Here is a 17,021-nt window from a genome sequence, read left to right on the forward strand (position 1 = left end):
GCCATGTCTGCAATGCAGCTGCCACCGCTCAACACCACCGCAACCACTAGCGATCGCCTGGAGGTAATGAACTTCCTCAACGAGGTCTCCGCGCGCTATCCGCAGGCGATCTCGTTCGCCTCCGGCCGCCCCAGCGATAGCGGCTTCGACCTGCAGGCCTGGCTGCACACGCTGCCGCGCTTTGCCAGCTATTTTGCCCAGCGCTACGGCCTTGCACCGCACCGCGCACTGGAGCTCATTGCCCAGTACGGGTGCACCCAAGGCATCCTCGACGAACTGATCGCCGCACAGCTGCGGCATGACGAACAGCTCCTAGCCACGCCCGAGCACATCATCGTCACCGCCGGTTGCCAGGAGGCCTTGTTGTTGTGCGTCACTGAACTGTGCCAGGCCCCCGGCGATGTGATTCTGGCGCGCAATCCCAGCTACATCGGCATCACCGGTGTGGCCGACACGCACGGCATCGAGATCGTCGCCTTCAATCAACACGAATACAGCGACGCGCACGCCGATGCCAGCGCCTTGCAGAACACGCTGCTGCAACTGCACGCAGCCGGCAAGCGCGCACGCGTGCTCTATCTGGTGCCGGATTTCGACAACCCCACCGGCACGCAGCTCGCACGTGATGCGCGCGAAGCCATCCTGCAGGTGTGTGCCGACCACGGCATCGTGATCCTGGAAGACAACCCGTACGGCATGTTCGGCTTCGAGGCCGAGCGCGTCGCACCGATGGCGGCACTGGACCGGCACGGCTGCGTGATCTATCTGGGCACTTATTCAAAGACGCTGTGCCCGGCATTGCGGGTGGGCTTTGCGGTACTGCCGACGCAGCTGTTCGGCGATGCAGACGCTGCAACTGCATTGAAAGAGCGGTTACTACGTCGCAAGAGTTTCTACAGTTTGAACACCAGCCAGATCGGCCAGGCCATCGTCGGCGGCGTGCTGCTCGAACACGGCGGCAGCCTTGAGGGCCTGATTGCCGCATCGCGTGCGCTGTATCGGCACAACCGCGATCGCATGCTCCACTATCTGCAACAAGAACTCGGGCAGTTCGCGCCGCAAGTCCGCTGGAATACGCCAGCAGGCGGCTTCTTTCTGGTGGTGACACTGCCGTTCGCATTCGCTGCCGAAGAAGCGGAAATCTGCGCGCGGCAGTACGGCGTACTGGTGATGCCGCTATCGTTCTTCGCCATTGATGGCGGTTGCAGCATGCAACTGCGGTTGGCCTACAGCAACGTCGCAAGCCAGGACATCGCGCAAGGCATCGCGCAGTTCGCCGCGTTTGTCCGCACGCGTCTGGATGCGGGCGCAGTGACTGCAATGGCAATCGGCGCACGCTGCGCATGACGCAGCAGCAACTCAGGGCCAAGAGCGGCTAACAACACGACTGCGCTCACCGTCAGGCGGGCGCGGCCAGTCCTTGGACTCGGCATGTACCACTCGTACACTCCGCTTCCTCCGCGCCATCCACGCCCCACCTGACAGTTGCTTGCTACGCTTGTTAGCCGCTCTGAGGAAGCAGCACGCTGGCGTCGATATCCGCAATCTGCGGCCTGCCGCACAACCCCATACTCAGCTCCAGCTCGCGCTGGATCAGCCGCAGTACCTCGGTCACACCGGCCTTGCCCGATGCGGCCAGCCCATACAGCCAGGCACGCCCGATGTAAGCGCCGCGCGCGCCAAGCGCCAGCGCCTTGAGCACGTCCTGGCCGCAGCGGATGCCGCTATCCAGATGAATTTCGACATCGCCACCGACCGCAGCCACGATCGCCGGCAACATGCGGATGCTGGACGCCGCCCCATCGAGTTGGCGCCCGCCGTGATTGCTCACCACCAGCGCGTCCGCGCCTGCAGCGACGGCCTGCCGCGCATCGTCCACATCCAGGATGCCCTTGACGATCAGCGGGCCACGCCAGCGCGCCCGCACCCAGGCCACATCGTCCCAGGTCAGCGCGGCATCGAACTGACTGGCGGTCCATGCTGCCAGCGACGCCAGATCACCCTGGCCATCCATCTGCCCGGCAAGATTGCCGAAGCCATGCTGACGGCTGCCGAGCATGCGCAGACACCAACGCGGATGCGTCGCGAAATCGCGCAGCGTCGCCAGGCTCAAACGCGGCGGCACGCTCAACCCATTGCGCAGATCGGCATGCCGCTGCCCCATGAACGGCACATCCAGCGTCAGCATCAACGCGCCGCAGCCGGCCGCTTGCGCGCGCGCGATCAACGCGGCGGAGAATCCGCGGTCGCGCATCAGATAGAGCTGAAACCAGCATGGCGTCTGCACGCTGGCGCAGACCTGTTCCAGCGAACAGATACTCATCGTCGACAGCACAAACGGCACCCCGAATGCCTCGGCCGCGCGTGCGGCCAGCACCTCGCCATCCGGATACAACAGGCCGGCCAAGCCGGTCGGCGCCAACGCAAGTGGCATCGCCACCGGCATTCCCAACAACGTACTCGCGGTACTGCGCCGGGCCACATCGATGGCAACGCGCTGACGCAGCCGCAACGCGTCGAGGTCGTCGCGATTAGCCTGCCGCGTGGTCTGGCTCCAGCTGCCCGCCGCAACGTAGTCGTAAAGCATGCGCGGCAGGCGGCGTTGCGCCAAAGCCTGCACATCGTCGACACATGCAATCGCACTCATCCGCACAGGCTAGCGTCGGCCTGTGACAGTTCTGCGTGTGTCGCATTTTGCGTCCTAGTCATCGCAGCATCATCTGTCTGCGCGAGCATCTGCCTTCCTCAGTGCCAACGAGTCCGCATCGATGCAGCACGACATCCAGATCGAACGTGCATGCGAGCAGCATGCCGACGGCGTGTGCGGGCTCTACAACGCTCCCGAGGTGGCGCGACAGCTGCTGGAGCTGCCGTATCGCGGGGTCGCGCAATGGCGCCGGCAATTGCTGCACGAAGACGAGCGGCAGCTGGCACTGGTTGCGTTGCACGGCGCGCAGGTCGTCGGTGTCGGCAGCCTGGGCAGCCAGGCACGGGTACGTCGCGCGCACGTCGGCGGCATCGCGCTGGCGGTCCGGCCGGACTGGCATGGCCGTGGTGTCGGCACGCGCCTGCTGAGCGCGTTGCTCGACGTCGCCGACCGCTGGATGCAACTGCACCGGCTCGAACTCACCGTTTATGCGGACAACACCGCAGCAGTGGCGCTGTACCAGCGTCATGGCTTCGAAGTGGAAGGCGAACTGCGCGACTACGCCATGCGCGATGGCGGTTTCGTCAGCGCTTACAGCATGGCGCGGCTACGTCAGGCAGGCATCGCGATCAATGCACCAGACGGCATCGCCACCAATACCTGAGACGAACTGGTGCACATCGTGCATCAACTACCTTGTGCAACCTGTTGCTGATCGCCTTTGCAGGTAACTCCACGGCATCTAGAGCGGCGCGTAACCCAAGCGTTCCAGCATCGGATTCGCCCGCCGCCCCAGGCTACGCAACAGCTCCGGCGGCCACGCATGCCAACTCGGTACACGCGCGCCAGCATCGATCGCAAGCCCGCGCTGCGCGGTCAGGTTGTCGCCCATAAACGGCCGGATGCGTTGTTGCGCCATGCGCGGCAGCACCTGCTCAGACCATGGTTCCCCAAGAAATTCGAACACGCGCGCCCCGACCACCTCCGGCGTACGCGAAAGTTGGTCATAACCCAGTTGCAAGCAGCGATCGCCCGCACGTTCGGCAAAATCCAGCGCCGCTTCGTTGGTGGCGACCCACTCGTCGAGATACTGCATCAGATACAAGCCGGAACGCGGATTGCCCGGCAAACCATCGCGGCGCACGAAGCGCTGAAAGCAAGACAGCGCCACATCCAACCCATGACGATGCAGAAACAGAAACTTGCCGCGAAAATCGAACATCGCATCGATCACATCGAGCCGGCTGGACGAAAACAACTCCTTGGCGATCCAGCGCTGCCGCCCGAAGCGCTGCGCGTACTCGCAATGCAACTCATCGATCATGCGTCCCAAGCGCGGGTACAACCCGCTCTGCGGCAAGCCCAGATGCGGCAGCACCATGCTGCCGAGCCGCAACAAGCTGTCGCACTTGGCCAGCTCCCCGCACAACATGTTTTCCGGCAGGCTGCAGATCGTCTCGCTGGCATTGACCAGATACGCCAGCAACGTGGTGCCGGAGCGGCGATTGCCGATGATGAAATGCGCACGATCCCCGAACGGGTTATCCGGCAGACGACTGGTCTTGTGCAGATCCGCCATCAGATCGTAAGCCAACGCAGGCGACGTCCCTTCCTGCACCAACGCAGCCCGTGTCTGCACCAGGCTGCGCTCCAGCAATGCGTCCACCCCATCCAATTGCGGCGCCAGCGCAGGCGCTGCTGCTCGCACGCGCTGCAGTTCGTCCGGCAGACTGGACAAGGTCGAAAGCAACTCGCTCAGGTCGGCTTCGTTCATGGGTCGGTGGTCCCCACAGGCAGGTACCGCGATGGGCAAATGCACCGATGCATGCCCTGCCAAACAAGCATCGGCACGCACCAGCACAAACCGAAGCCAGTCGCGCTCGGTTACCGAAATGCTAGGCAACGCGTGCGACCTGTGTGTGACAACAAGGCCGCTGAAAACCACTGAAACGGTTCAAAAGCTACGATGACGGCAGTTATCTCGCTAGCTGCAATGAGCCTGCAACACCTTCGACGACACGACCGCTCCTCCCTGCGAGAGCGTTATCCGCAGGCACTGTCCGAACGGGTTTACCGTTGCGAGTGTGGGCGCCACTGAGAACCATAATCCCCGCAACTTTACTGAGAAGTATCGGGTAACGGCCCTGGCGTACTGCAAATGCGTCGCAAGGCATGCAGTGTGTCGATGCTGCGATCTGTAACAGCGTGCTCTGGCGGCCAAGCTTCAGGCTCTGGGCACGCAGATCCATTTCATAGAAATACGTGGTTTGGAATGGATTTCAGCAGACTTGGCTAGATGCTCCACAGGCAAAACCCACTGTGTTATCGAACCCCGATGGACTTCAGCAGAAGTCCGAACATCAAGACCTGGAGCGGGAAACGAGACTCGAACTCGCGACCTCAACCTTGGCAAGGTTGCGCTCTACCAACTGAGCTATTCCCGCTTGGGAGGCGAGATTCTACAGCGAACAGCAGGGCTGTCAACCATTGCCTTCGACTTTTTTTGGCTTGCTGCTGATTGCGGCTTTTTCGTCGGCGCGCAGGCTCGGCCATGCGGCCTGCAGGTACTGAAAACCAGACCACAATGTCAGCAGCGCGGCGATCGCCAGCGTCCAGTAACCGGCGCGGAAGATCAGATTGCCGAACCAGATTTCGTGGGTGGGCATCTGCCCCGGCGTGACCGAATAGAGCAGGCACAGCAGCGCGACCATCTGTGCGGTGGTCTTGATCTTGCCGATCGCCGCCACGCGCACCTTGGCACGCTGGCCGATCTCGGCCATCCACTCGCGCAGCGCAGAGACGGCGATTTCGCGGCCCACAATCACCGCCGCCCAGAATGCCATCCACGGTGTCGGGTGGCCCTGTACGATCAGGAACAACGCCACCGCGACCATCAGCTTGTCGGCCACCGGATCCAGAAACGCGCCGAAGGCGGAATACTGGTGATACCGCCGTGCGACCCAGCCATCCAGCCAGTCGGTGATGGCAGCCAGCCCGAACACGCCGGCAGACGCGAAATTGGTCCACGTGTACGGCAGGTAGAACACCACGACCAACACCGGGATCATCAAGATCCTCAGCAGTGTCAGCCACGTGGGGATGGTCAACTTCATTACGGACTCGACTCGCCTGCCGCATCGGGGAGCGCCAGCCCATGCAGGTTAGCGTAGATTCGCGCGGCGAGTGCGGCATTGACCCCTTCCACGCGTGCAATCTCGGCCTCGCCGGCGGCTTTGAGCCCGACCAGACCGCCGAAATGCTTGAGCAGGCTCGCGCGACGGCGCGGGCCGATGCCGGGGATATCCTCCAGCTTGCTGGTCATGCGCGCCTTCTGGCGGCGACCGCGGTGACCGGTAATCGCAAAGCGATGCGCTTCGTCACGCACCTGCTGGATGAACTGCAGCGCCGGCGATGCCGCACCCGGGCGCAGCTCGCGGCCGTCGGCCATGACCAGCGCTTCGTGCCCTGCCCTGCGCTCCTCGCCCTTGGCCACGCCGACCAGCAGCACATTCTCGATGCCCAGATCGGCCAGCGCGCCCTTTGCCTGCGCCAGCTGGCCGGCGCCGCCGTCGATCAGCAACACATCCGGCAGCACACCGTTTTCTTCCACTGCACGCCGAAAGCGCCGCTCGATGGCCTGGCGCATCGCGGCGTAGTCGTCGCCCGGCGTGATCCCGGAAATATTGAAGCGCCGGTATTGCCCGCGCACCGGGCCGCTGGCATCAAACACCACGCACGAGGCCACCGTCGCCTCGCCCATGGTGTGACTGATATCGAAGCACTCCACCCGCTTGACCTGCTCGGCAAGCCCCAGCATTTCGCGCAGCGCTTCGCTGCGTGCGTGTTGCGCGCTCTGGCTGGTGAGTTCGGTGACCAGGGTCAGCTGTGCGTTGCGCGTGGCCAGCAGCAGGTAGCCGGCACGCTCGCCGCGCACGTTCCATTTCAACGTCACCTTGTACTCGGCGGCGCTGCTGAGCGCGGCTTCGATCAACTCGGCATCGGGGATTTCGCGATCGAGCAGGATCTCGCGCGGCGGCGAATGTTCGGCGTAGTACTGCGAGACGAACGCACCCAGGATTTCGTCAGCGCTGTCTTCGCCATTGGTCTTGGGGAAGAACGAACGCGTGCCCAGGTTGCGGCCGTCGCGAAAACTCAACAGCAGCACACAGGCCTGGCTGGCTTGCGTGGCGCAGGCCAGCACGTCCAGGTCGGCCGCGCGGCCGTCCACGTACTGGCGGTTCTGCATGCTGCGCAGCGAGGACAGCAGATCGCGCAGACGCGCGGCGCGCTCGAACTCCAGCGCTTCGCTGGCCTGCTGCATCGACTGCATGATCTCTTCGCCAAGCTGGTCGCTCTTGCCTTCGAGAAACATCGTGGCCCGGCGTACCGATTCTGCGTAGTCGGGCGCGGCGACCAGGTCCACGCACGGCGCGCTGCAGCGGCCGATCTGATATTGCAGACACGGCCGCGAGCGATTGCGGAACACGCTGTCTTCGCAGCTGCGCAGCTTGAACAGCTTGTGCATCAGGCTCAAGGTTTCGCGCACGCCGGTCACGCCGGTGTACGGGCCGAAATAGCGCCCCTGCACCGCACGCGGGCCGCGGTGCAGCGCAATGCGCGGCCAGTCTTCGCGCGTCAGCAACACATACGGGTAACTCTTGTCGTCGCGCAGCGACACGTTGTAGCGCGGCGACAGCGACTTGATCAGCTGGTTTTCCAGCAGCAGCGCTTCGGCTTCGCTGCGGGTCACGGTGACGTCCATGCGCGCCACCTGCGACAGCATCGAGGTCAGCCGCGCGTTCTTCGGCGTGCCGTTGAAATAGCTGCCCACGCGCTTGCGCAGCGCGCCGGCCTTGCCCACGTACAGCAGCGTGTCGTCGCCCGCATACATGCGGTAGACGCCGGGCGCGGTGCTCAGTTGGGCAGCAAACGCCTTTCCATCGAAATCAGCTTGGGGCCTTGCGCTCATTCTGCTATCGAAACATCGCTCAGTTCGCCGCTTGCAAGGTCGTAACGCAAGACGGCATGGGCATCGGTCTCGGCAATCCAGACCGCACCTGCGGCAACCGCCAGCCCGGCCGGGCCATGCAGGCGGCGCGGCAGCTCGACCGTGGTCAATTCGCCACCTCCAAGACGCAGGCAACGCAGGCGACCGTTGCCGGTGTCTGCGATCCACAGCAGCGGCGAATCGGCGGCCAAGGCAATCGCTTGCGGAAACTGCAGGCGCGCGGTGCCGCGTGGGCCATCCTCGTCGCCGAACAGCCAGGTGCCCTGCCCGCCGACCAGGGTCTGCACCAGATCGCCGCGCAATTGCATGGTGCGGATCGACGAACCCAACCCGTCGCAGACGTAGGCCACCTGTTGCACCGCCGCCAATCCGGCCGGTTGCGCGAACGCGGCCAGATGGCCGCTGCCATCGCGGATTTCGAGCGAGCCGGTGCCTGCGCGCGCGGTCAATGCGGCGCTACCCAGGTGATAGCTCCAGATGCGGTTGTCGCCGGCCATGGCGATCAACACCTGGTTGTCGGCGATGGCCAGACCTTGCGGATAATTCAGCGCAGATGCGCTGGAGGACGCCAGCGGGCCTTCGACCGGCTCGCCGGAGCGGCCGGTGCCGCACAAGGTATCGACCTGCCCGCTGCGCAGATTGATGCGGCGCAGGGCGTGATTGCCGGTGTCGGCGACATAGAGCTGGTCGCGCTCCAGCGCCAGGCCTTGCGGACGTCGAAACGCCGCTTCACCGACGCCACCGTCGATCAGATCGGCATTGCCATGGCCGAACTGGCGCAGCACGCGCCCGCCATGCGTGCATTCGAGCACGCGGTGATGGCCGGTGTCGGCGATATACAGGCGGTCTTCGGTGGCGGCCAGGCCGGTCGGAAATTGCAGTTCCAGGCGCGGTTCGGCTTCGCGTTCGGCCACGCCATGCAGGTCGATGTCCGACGGCGGTTGCTGGCCTTCGCACAGCGCCACCAATGCCTTGTCCAGATCGCCGGTCACGCCCACCAGACGCTGGCGCTCGCGGCCGTAGGCGTCGAGCAGCACCAGCGTGGGCCAGGATTCGATACCGAAGCGGCGCCAGGTTTCCCAGTCCTTGTCGAGCAGGATCGGCGCACTCACACCATGCCCGCGTAGTTGCTTGAGCGAGCGTTGCGGCAAGCGCTCGCTATCGAAACGCGGCACCTGCACCACGATCACCTGCAACCGCCCCGGGCTGCGCGCCTGCCAATGGGCCAGCTCGGCCAGGCGCTCGGCGCACCACACCGAGCTGGCATTGACGAACGCCAGCACCAGCGCGCGTCCACGATGCTCCTGCAAGGTGGATGGCCTGGCGTTGAGCCAGGTAGGGAATTCCGGCAGTTCCTGGGTGAGCTGGGCAGTCATCCGGTAATTATGCCCAAGCCCGATTAGCTGCGGGTGAGCCTGGCCACGGTCTGGCTTGCAGCGGTGTCGACCAGTTGCCAGGCACGCTCGAAATCGTCCATGCCGCCGGTGTAGGGGTCGGGGATCTCGTCGCGCTCTGCAACGCCCGCCCACGGCAGCCAGAGTGCGACCTTGTCGCGCAGCGGCGCCGGGGCAAGCCGCTGCAGATCGCGCAGATTGCTGTTGTCGGCACACAGCACCCAATCGAAGTGTTCGAAGTCCGCTGCACGCACCTGACGGGCGCGCAATCCGGAAATATCCACGCCATGACCGCGTGCGCAGCGAATGGCGCGCGGGTCGGGTGGCTCGCCGGCATGCCAGTCGCCGGTGCCGGCCGAATCGACCTCGACACGCCGCGACAACCGCGCTTCGTCCAGCCGCGCACGCAAGGCGCCCTCGCCCATCGGCGAGCGGCAGATGTTGCCCAGACACACGATCAGTACCTTCATGCCGACGCCACCCGCGTCTGCGCACGCGCCAGATCGTCCGGCGTATCGATGCCGGGCGGAAACTGCTCCGGCGTCAACGCCACCGCGATGCGGTAGCCGGCTTCTATCACGCGCAATTGTTCCAGCGATTCGATGCGCTCCAACACACCGGGCGGCATCGCCGCAAAACGCTGCAGAAATCCGGCGCTGTACGCGTAGATACCGATATGGCGCAGCCACTGGCCCTCACGGGGCAAGCTCTCACGCGGATTGGCGAAGCTGTCGCGATGCCAGGGAATCGGCGCGCGGCTGAAGTACAGCGCATCGCCGCGCGCAGTGCGCACCAGCTTCACCACATTCGGATCGAACAGCTCGTGCGCGCTGTCCACCTGCGCGGCCAGCGTGGCCATTTCGGCGCCGGAGTGCAGCAGCAGCTCGGCGACTGCGCGGATACCGGCAGCGGGCGCGAACGGTTCGTCACCCTGCAGATTCACCACACAGGTCTCGGCCTCCCAGCCGGCGATCCGCGCGCATTCGGCAAGCCGGTCGGTCCCGGACATGTGCTCGCTGCCGGTCATCGCCACATGCACGCCGGCCAGGCCTTCGATCGCCTCGGCAATCCGCGCATCGTCGGTGGCCACCCAGACCTCGCGCGCCCCTGCCAGCAGCGCGCGCTCGGCCACATGCTGGATCATCGGGCGATCGCCGATCAATTGCAGTGGCTTGCCCGGCAACCGCGTGGAGGCATAGCGCGCGGGAATGGCGACGACGAAATCTGCAGGCGTTGTGGTGGTCATGCGTGCGCGCTCTGGGATGCAGGAAAAATTGGAGAAACGAGATAACCGAATCGCATGCTGTATCTATGTAATTGAGCGAAATAACAGTATTCAGTTGGAGCAGCGATGCGCTACATCAGCACTCGGACGCCGCTGCATGCACTGCTCGCAACCATGCACACCGACACTCTCGACTGGCCCTTGCCCGCCCACCGTCGCGGGACCTTACGCGGCATGGATGCCGCGTAAGAGCCTACATGGACGTACTTGCGGCGTGTCCCGCGACGGTGGGCGGGCAAGGACCCTGCAGCCAAATCAAGATCACCATTGCCAGAAAAACCGCACTCACACACCCTGCCGACTCGCCAACTTGTCCAGACGATCCAGCAGACTCACCCAGAACGCGGCCGGCAACTCCGCCTTGAGCGGCACGCTGTACAACCACTCGTCGGCAAACGGCCTGCACTTCACTGCGTCCTTTTCGGTCATCAGCACCGGCAAGCGGCTGCCGAAACTGAAATCCGCAGCGCGATACACGTGATGATCTGGGAAGGCATGCGGCACCACGCCAATGCCGCGCGCGCGCAGCATCGCAAAGAAGCGTTCCGGATGCGCGATCCCGGCCACCGCGTGCACACGTTGCCCGGCAAGCATGCTCAACGGCTGCACACGCTTGCCATCCATCGGTTGCACGCTGTCGATGCTCAGGCGCATCTGCCACTCGCCGAAACCGGCGTCTTCAGGTGTCTGCGGTGTCGCCGCAGCGCTGCCCTGCCCCAGATTGACCACACGGAAATCGCAATCGCGCGCACGCGCTGCAGGTTCGCGTAGAGGTCCGGCCGGCAGCAGGCGCCCGTTACCGTAGCGGCGTTGACCATCGACCACTTCGATTTCCACATCGCGCGCAAGCCGGTAATGCTGCAACCCGTCGTCGCAGACGACGATGTCGCATCCGGCTTCGACGAGTGCGCGTGCCGCGGCCAGACGATCGCTATCCACGCGCACCCGCGCGCCGGTTTTCCAGGCGATCAATACCGGCTCGTCACCGCCGAGCGCCACAGGCGTGTCCGCTTCGACCCAACGCGCCGTGCCCGATTCGTCGCGGCCATAGCCACGACTGGCAACACCCGGCGTCCAACCGGCTTCCTGCAATTTGGTCACCAAGGCGATCGTCAGCGGCGTCTTGCCGGTGCCGCCGGCAGTGACGTTACCCACTACGATCACCGGCACTGGCACGCCGTGGCGCTTGCGCCAGCCGCGGAGATACAGCGCGCGTCGCAGCGCGATGGCGGCACCGTAGACCGGCGCAAGCATGCGCGCCGATAGCGGAATCGGCGCATTGTCGTACCAATAGCCCGGCGTGCGGGCGCCGCGCTTGCTCATGCCTGCCGTTCGCGGAACTGCATGCCGTGCAGGTGCGAATACAGCCCGCCCTGCGCCAGCAATTCACTGTGCGTACCACGCTCGACGATGCGGCCCTGATCCATCACCAGTACCTGGTCGGCATGTTCGATGGTGGACAGGCGGTGCGCGATCACCAGCGTGGTGCGGTCCGGCATCAGCTTGTGCAAGGCATCCTGCACCAGCCGCTCGGACTCGTTGTCCAGCGCGGCGGTGGCTTCGTCCAGAATCAGGATCGGCGCATCCTTGAGCATCGCGCGCGCGATCGCCAGGCGCTGGCGCTGCCCGCCGGACAGACGCCCGCCCTTGGTGCCCACGTGCGATTGCAAACCGTCTGGCAACTGCGCGACGAACTCCATCGCATTGGCACCCAGAATCGCGCGCTCCAACTGGCTCGCATCTGCGCTGCGCATTTCGCCATAGGCCACGTTGTCGGCGATGCTGCCGTCGAACAACATCACCTGTTGGCCGACTAGCGCGATCTGCCGGCGCAGATCGGCCAACGAGTACGCCTGCACCGGATGACCGTCGAGCAGGATCTGCCCGGCCTCGGCCTCGTAGAAGCGCGGAATCAGCTTGATTAGGCTGGATTTGCCGCTACCCGAGCGCCCGACAATCGCCGTCACCGTGCCCGGCTGCGCAACAAAACTCACCCCCGCCAGCGCCGGATTCACCTGACCCGGATAGCGCGCGGTGACATCGCGGAATTCGATCAAGCCCTTCGCACGCTTGAGCGGGATGGCGCCTTGGTCCGGCTCGTCGGGGCTGTCGAGCACCGAGAACAAGCGCTCGGCCGACGCCAGGCCGCGTTGCACCATGTTCTGCACATTGGTGAGCTGCTTGAGGCCAGGAATGATCGTCAGCATCGAGGTCATCAGCACCACGAAGTCGCCTGCGGTCAGCCGCCCCGCCAGTGCCTGCGCACCGGCCACGAACAACAGCGCCGACAAACCGATCGCGCCGATCATCTGCACTGTGGCAGTGGAAATGCCACGCGTGGATTCGACCTTCATCGCCAGACGCAGATTGCGGTCGGCCAGCGCGCCGTAGCGCTCCATTTCGGTCTGTTGCGCGCCGTAGATCTTGACCTCCTGATGGCTGGACAAGGTCTGATCGGCCGCCTGCAACAGGTGCGCGCCGCTCTCCTGGATGCTGTGGCTGATGCGGCGATACCGCCGCGCCACCTTGTCCATCACCCACGCCAGCACCGGTGCCAGCACCAGGATGGTCAGCGTGACCTGCCAGCTATGCCACAGCATCAGCGCCAGCGCACCGATCACCTGCAACGACTGCTGGATCATCACCTTGACCGCATCCACCGCCGCCTGCGCGACTTGGTCGGAGTCCGAGCCCAGGCGGATCAGCATCGACGGCACCGGCTCGGAATCGAACCGCGATCCCGGCAGGCGCAGATACTTGGACATCACCTTGACCCGCAGATCGCGCGCGATGCTGCGTGCGGATTTGCCCATCGCCATATCGGTGATGTAACCGGCAATGCCGCGCACCACAAACAACAGGATGATCTGCACCGGCAGCCAGCGACTGACTTCGGCGTTCTTGTAGATGAAGGTTTCGTCGGTGATCGGCTTCATCAACGCCAGAAAGCCGGTGGTGCCCGCCGCTTCGACCAGCGCGGCAATCAGCGCGGCGATCAGCAACAGACGGTACGGCTTGGCGAAGGCCAGCAGGCGACGGTACGTGCGCCAGGACGATACTGGCGCCGGGCGGTCGTTGGAGATGTTCACTGGCGGGTTCCGTGCTTGCTTGTCGTGCCGGTAGTACCGGAAGTGCCGGTTTCGGGCGCAGTCGCAATCGCGATGCGCCGAAAGCCGAGTTGCCCCAGGGCATCCTGCGCGGTGACGACAGCCTGGTACGGCGTACGCGCATCGGCGCGCATCAGCACTGTCTGCTCACGATCATCGCCGGCGATCTGCGCGATGGTCTGCTTGAGCGAATCGACATCCGAACGCAGCACTTCCTGGTCGTTGATGAAGTAATGCCCATCGGCATTGACCAGTACGCTCAACGCACGTGGCGGCGCACTGGTGTGTTGGTCGCTGGCAGTCGGCAGCTGCAATTGCAGCGTGGAGCGTGCGTCGAAAGTCGTGGTCACCACGAAGAAGATGATGAGGACAAGAATGACGTCAATCAATGGCACCAGGTCGATATGCGGCTCGTCCTGGCTTCGGTCACTGCCGATGCGCATCCGTCAGCCCTTTGCCATGACGGGCTTGGTACCCGCCGCAACCGGCGCCGCAGCGACCGGCATCGCACGTCCATCCATCGTATCCAGCAACAACGTGGCTTCCTGCTCCATCTCGATGATGTAGCCGGCGATGCGGCCCTTGAAGAAGCGATGCGCCATCAATGCGGGTACCGCAATGATCATGCCGGTGGCCGTGCACACCAACGCCTTGCCGATGCCGCCAGCCAGTTGGTTCACATCGCCAACACCGTGATCGAGGATGCCCATGAACATCTGGATCATGCCGACCACGGTCCCCAGCAGACCCAGCAACGGCCCAGCCGAGGCAATCGTGCCCAAGGCATTCAGATAGCGCTCCATGCGGTGCACCACATGTCGGCCGGTGTCCTCGATACGTTCGCGGATCAACTCGCGCGGGCGGCCACGCACGTCCAGCGCGGCCGCGAGCAAGGCGCCCAGCGGCGAATTGCGACGCAGCGACTCGATATGGCCGGGATCCAGCTTGCCACGCGCGGCCCAGTTGCGGACCTCTTCGCCCAGACCTGGCGGAGTCACTTCGTTGCGGCGCAGGCTCCACAGACGCTCCAGCACGATCGCCAGGGCGATCACGCCCAGCAACAGCAACGGCACCATCGGCCAACCGCCCGCCTTGACCAGCTCCAACACAATTCGATTCCTCCGGCAACGCGGCCGCCTATTCGCTGGCCGATAGGATAGCAGCCGACCGCCGCCGTTCTGCAGCATCCCACAGCCGCGGCTGCCAGCGCCGTCGCTCGCGGACCTGCAGGCCGTCGGCGCCCAGCCAGACCCGGATCGCGCCGGCCTGCGCGGTGTCGAGCAGCTCGGCGCCACTGCCCTGCCAGCGCTGCACCACCTCCGCACGCGGGTGGCCGAAGCGGTTGCCGTGCCCGGAGGACACCAGCGCCAGCCGCGCGCCGGTCGCGGCAATGAAACCGGCATGCGAGCCATCGGCGCTGCCATGGTGCGGAACGATCACCAGATCGGCGCGTAGCTCGGACAGATGCCCATGCATCAATCGACGTTCGACGATCTCGCCGATATCGCCCGGCAGCAGCGCGCTTGCATACCGCGTCTCCACTCGCAGCACGCAGCTGGACTGATTGCGCAGATACGGAAAACCGGCACTCGGATGCAGGAAGCGAAAGCGTACGCCGTCCCATTCCCACTGTTGGCCGGCATGGCAGCGCGTGCTGACGTCCAGCGGTGCATCCGGCGGCGCAGTGGTGATGGCAACCGGCAATCCCGCACGCACTGCTGTATAGCCGCCGGCATGATCGGCATCGGCATGACTGAGCACGATGGCATCCAGGCGGCGCAGGCCGAGCGCACGCAATGCCGGCAGTACCACCCGCTCGCCGGCGTCGAAGCCATCGCGCACTGCAGGGCCGGTATCGAACAACAGCGCATGCCGTTGCGTGCGCACCAGCACCGCCAGGCCCTGCCCCACGTCCAGCACCTGCACATCCGCCTCGCCGGCTGCAGGCAGTTCGCGGTCCGGCCATAGCAGTGGCAACCACAACAGCACGGCCAATGACTTGCCGGGCGTACCGCGCGGCAGCAACAGCCAGAACGCGCCGAGCAAGGCCAACACCAGCGCTATCGCATCGGATTCGGGCACCCACCACAACGCCATCGGGGTCTGCCCGAGCCAGACGAAGCCCGGCCAGGTCAGCTCGAAACACCAGCCGGCCAATCGCCATGCCCAGACGCCCGCGCCTGGATGGAGCGCTTCCAGCGCAGTACCCAGCAAGGCGAGCGGCACCACCACGAAGGTCCACCATGGGATCGCAACAAGATTCGCGAATGGCCCGACCAACGACGCCTGCCCGAACAGGCTGACCGTCAGCGGCAGCAGGCCCACAGTGGCGACGGTCTGCGCCGATAAAAAGCCACGCAGGATGGCGCGATCGTCGGACGGCAGGCACCACACCAACCAGGCCACACCGGCGAAGCTGAGCCAGAAGCCGGCGACCAGCACGCTCAGCGGGTCCCACAGCACGACAGCCAACAAGGCGAGCGCAAGGATCTGCGCGGTCGTGGCACGGCGGCGCACAACCCGCGCCAGCGCGACCACGGCAATCATCAACACCGTGCGCACGGTGGGCAGCGCCAATCCTGCCAGCACTGCATACGCAGCGGCGGCGAGTAATGCCGCGATGGCCGCGGCGTGGAGGCGTGGAAGGCGCGTTCCCAGACCGGGCCACACTCGCCAGAGTCCGGCAACCAGCATCGCGAAGAACGCGGCGACCAATCCGACATGGAATCCGGAGATTGCGATCAGATGGCTGAGCCCGGTCGCACGCAGCGTCGCCCAGGCCGCATCGTCCAGCCCGCGCGTGTCGCCTAGCGCAAGTGCGCGCAGATAAGGCGCTGAAGGCCCGGGCACGTGCTCGGCAATCCGCTGCGACATGCGTTCGCGCCAGGCGTCCACGCCACGCGGTGGCGCGATTTGCCTTGCGGCAGCAGGGACGCGCACGTAACCGGTCGCGGCAATGCGCTGCGCCAATGCCTGACGTTCGGCATCGAACCCACCAGGATTGCGCAAGCCACGCGGCGCCCGCAGCTTGAGGCGCAATTGCCAACCTGCACCGGCGCGAAGTGCTGCGCGTGGACCGATGTGTTCGGCACCGAAGTCGTCGTACCAGGCCAACTGCACTAGCTTGCCGCGTAGCGATGCTGGTTGTGTGTGGTCGTCATCCACCCGCAGCTGAAAGCGCGTGCGTCGTTGCTCGGCCACCGGCAGTCCTACGATCTGGCCGCGCACAGCCAGCTCGCGCGCTTCGTCTTGCGGGAGCAGCTGCGCCTGCAAGGTGCTGGTGACTTGCCAGCCCATCAGACCGAAGCCGCACAGTGCCGTTGCCGTTGCCGTTGCCAGCAACAACAAGATCCGCTGCGGCCGCAGCCACAGGGTCAAGCCGATACCCAGCCCACCTGCACACACAAAGATCGCGTAGACCGCACGCGGCAACACCGCAGGCGACCAGGCGCACACCACCACGCCCAGCAGCAACGCCGCTGCAGCGGCGACCGCCGATCCTGCGCGCGTCGCCGACGGCACTGGTGCTGACACATCCATGCTGCCGGTCGCCTCCCGTCCGTGGTCCATCCACCGATTC

The 17,021-nt window shown here is 65.0% G+C and carries 13 protein-coding genes, 1 tRNA gene, 1 other RNA gene and 1 pseudogene; 3 read left to right on the forward strand and 13 right to left on the reverse strand.

Going from position 1 to position 17,021, the window contains the following annotated elements; all coding sequences use genetic code 11:
* Positions 1-3 precede the first annotated feature (3 nt).
* A complete protein-coding gene (locus AC1KVG_RS01625; RefSeq protein WP_481093302.1) occupies positions 4-1,347 on the forward strand; it encodes an aminotransferase-like domain-containing protein in 1,344 nt (447 codons plus the stop codon).
* An 84-nt stretch (positions 1,348-1,431) separates the two neighbouring features.
* Positions 1,432-1,507, forward strand: a non-coding RNA gene (locus AC1KVG_RS01630) — sX9 sRNA.
* On the opposite strand, the gene AC1KVG_RS01635 is transcribed toward AC1KVG_RS01630, so the two are convergent.
* Entirely contained in the window at positions 1,502-2,647 is a 1,146-nt protein-coding gene (locus tag AC1KVG_RS01635; protein WP_481093303.1) for an alpha-hydroxy acid oxidase, read from the reverse strand. The genes AC1KVG_RS01630 and AC1KVG_RS01635 overlap by 6 nt on opposite strands.
* A 121-nt stretch (positions 2,648-2,768) precedes the next feature.
* Here AC1KVG_RS01635 and AC1KVG_RS01640 point away from each other — a divergent pair, with 121 nt between their 5' ends.
* Positions 2,769-3,311, forward strand: a complete 543-nt coding sequence (locus tag AC1KVG_RS01640; RefSeq protein WP_481093304.1) for a GNAT family N-acetyltransferase — start codon at positions 2,769-2,771, stop codon at positions 3,309-3,311.
* Between the two features lie 78 nt (positions 3,312-3,389).
* Here the strand turns inward: AC1KVG_RS01640 and AC1KVG_RS01645 are convergent, their stop codons facing one another.
* The 12 genes and pseudogenes from AC1KVG_RS01645 to AC1KVG_RS01700 all read right to left on the reverse strand — a co-directional run.
* Entirely contained in the window at positions 3,390-4,421 is a 1,032-nt protein-coding gene (locus AC1KVG_RS01645) for a sulfotransferase family protein (RefSeq protein WP_481093305.1), read from the reverse strand.
* Positions 4,422-5,015: 594 nt separating this feature from the next.
* Positions 5,016-5,091: transfer RNA gene (locus AC1KVG_RS01650), tRNA-Gly, on the reverse strand.
* A gap of 36 nt (positions 5,092-5,127) precedes the next feature.
* Positions 5,128-5,760: a CDP-diacylglycerol--glycerol-3-phosphate 3-phosphatidyltransferase gene (gene pgsA, locus AC1KVG_RS01655; protein WP_023904078.1), complete on the reverse strand. Its 633-nt coding sequence runs from the start codon at positions 5,758-5,760 to the stop codon at positions 5,128-5,130.
* Complete coding sequence (gene uvrC / locus AC1KVG_RS01660) at positions 5,760-7,616, reverse strand: excinuclease ABC subunit UvrC (protein ID WP_023904079.1); 1,857 nt, start codon at positions 7,614-7,616, stop codon at positions 5,760-5,762. The genes pgsA and uvrC overlap by 1 nt, the downstream gene beginning before the upstream one ends.
* On the reverse strand, positions 7,613-9,031 hold the full coding sequence (locus AC1KVG_RS01665) for a hypothetical protein (RefSeq protein ID WP_168957652.1): 1,419 nt from the start codon (positions 9,029-9,031) through the stop codon (positions 7,613-7,615). Before AC1KVG_RS01665 ends, uvrC begins: the two co-directional genes overlap by 4 nt.
* Before the next feature lie 23 nt (positions 9,032-9,054).
* A complete protein-coding gene (locus AC1KVG_RS01670) occupies positions 9,055-9,519 on the reverse strand; it encodes a low molecular weight protein-tyrosine-phosphatase (RefSeq protein WP_481093306.1) in 465 nt (154 codons plus the stop codon).
* Positions 9,516-10,295 (reverse strand): 3-deoxy-manno-octulosonate cytidylyltransferase, encoded by a 780-nt coding sequence (kdsB, locus tag AC1KVG_RS01675; protein ID WP_481093307.1) that lies wholly within the window; start codon positions 10,293-10,295, stop codon positions 9,516-9,518. Before kdsB ends, AC1KVG_RS01670 begins: the two co-directional genes overlap by 4 nt.
* Before the next feature lie 324 nt (positions 10,296-10,619).
* Positions 10,620-11,657 (reverse strand): tetraacyldisaccharide 4'-kinase, encoded by a 1,038-nt coding sequence (lpxK, locus tag AC1KVG_RS01680; RefSeq protein ID WP_481093308.1) that lies wholly within the window; start codon positions 11,655-11,657, stop codon positions 10,620-10,622.
* Entirely contained in the window at positions 11,654-13,423 is a 1,770-nt protein-coding gene (gene msbA / locus AC1KVG_RS01685; protein ID WP_115040086.1) for a lipid A export permease/ATP-binding protein MsbA, read from the reverse strand. The genes lpxK and msbA overlap by 4 nt, the downstream gene beginning before the upstream one ends.
* Positions 13,420-13,884 (reverse strand): ExbD/TolR family protein, encoded by a 465-nt coding sequence (locus tag AC1KVG_RS01690; RefSeq protein ID WP_168957656.1) that lies wholly within the window; start codon positions 13,882-13,884, stop codon positions 13,420-13,422. The genes msbA and AC1KVG_RS01690 overlap by 4 nt, the downstream gene beginning before the upstream one ends.
* 3 nt (positions 13,885-13,887) lie before the next feature.
* Complete coding sequence (locus AC1KVG_RS01695; RefSeq protein ID WP_023904085.1) at positions 13,888-14,550, reverse strand: MotA/TolQ/ExbB proton channel family protein; 663 nt, start codon at positions 14,548-14,550, stop codon at positions 13,888-13,890.
* Positions 14,444-17,011: pseudogene (locus AC1KVG_RS01700) on the reverse strand (DNA internalization-related competence protein ComEC/Rec2); the annotation flags it as partial. The gene AC1KVG_RS01695 and the pseudogene AC1KVG_RS01700, both read right to left, overlap by 107 nt.
* Positions 17,012-17,021 lie beyond the last annotated feature (10 nt).

Source organism: Xanthomonas sp. NCPPB 3959 (assembly GCF_056675575.1).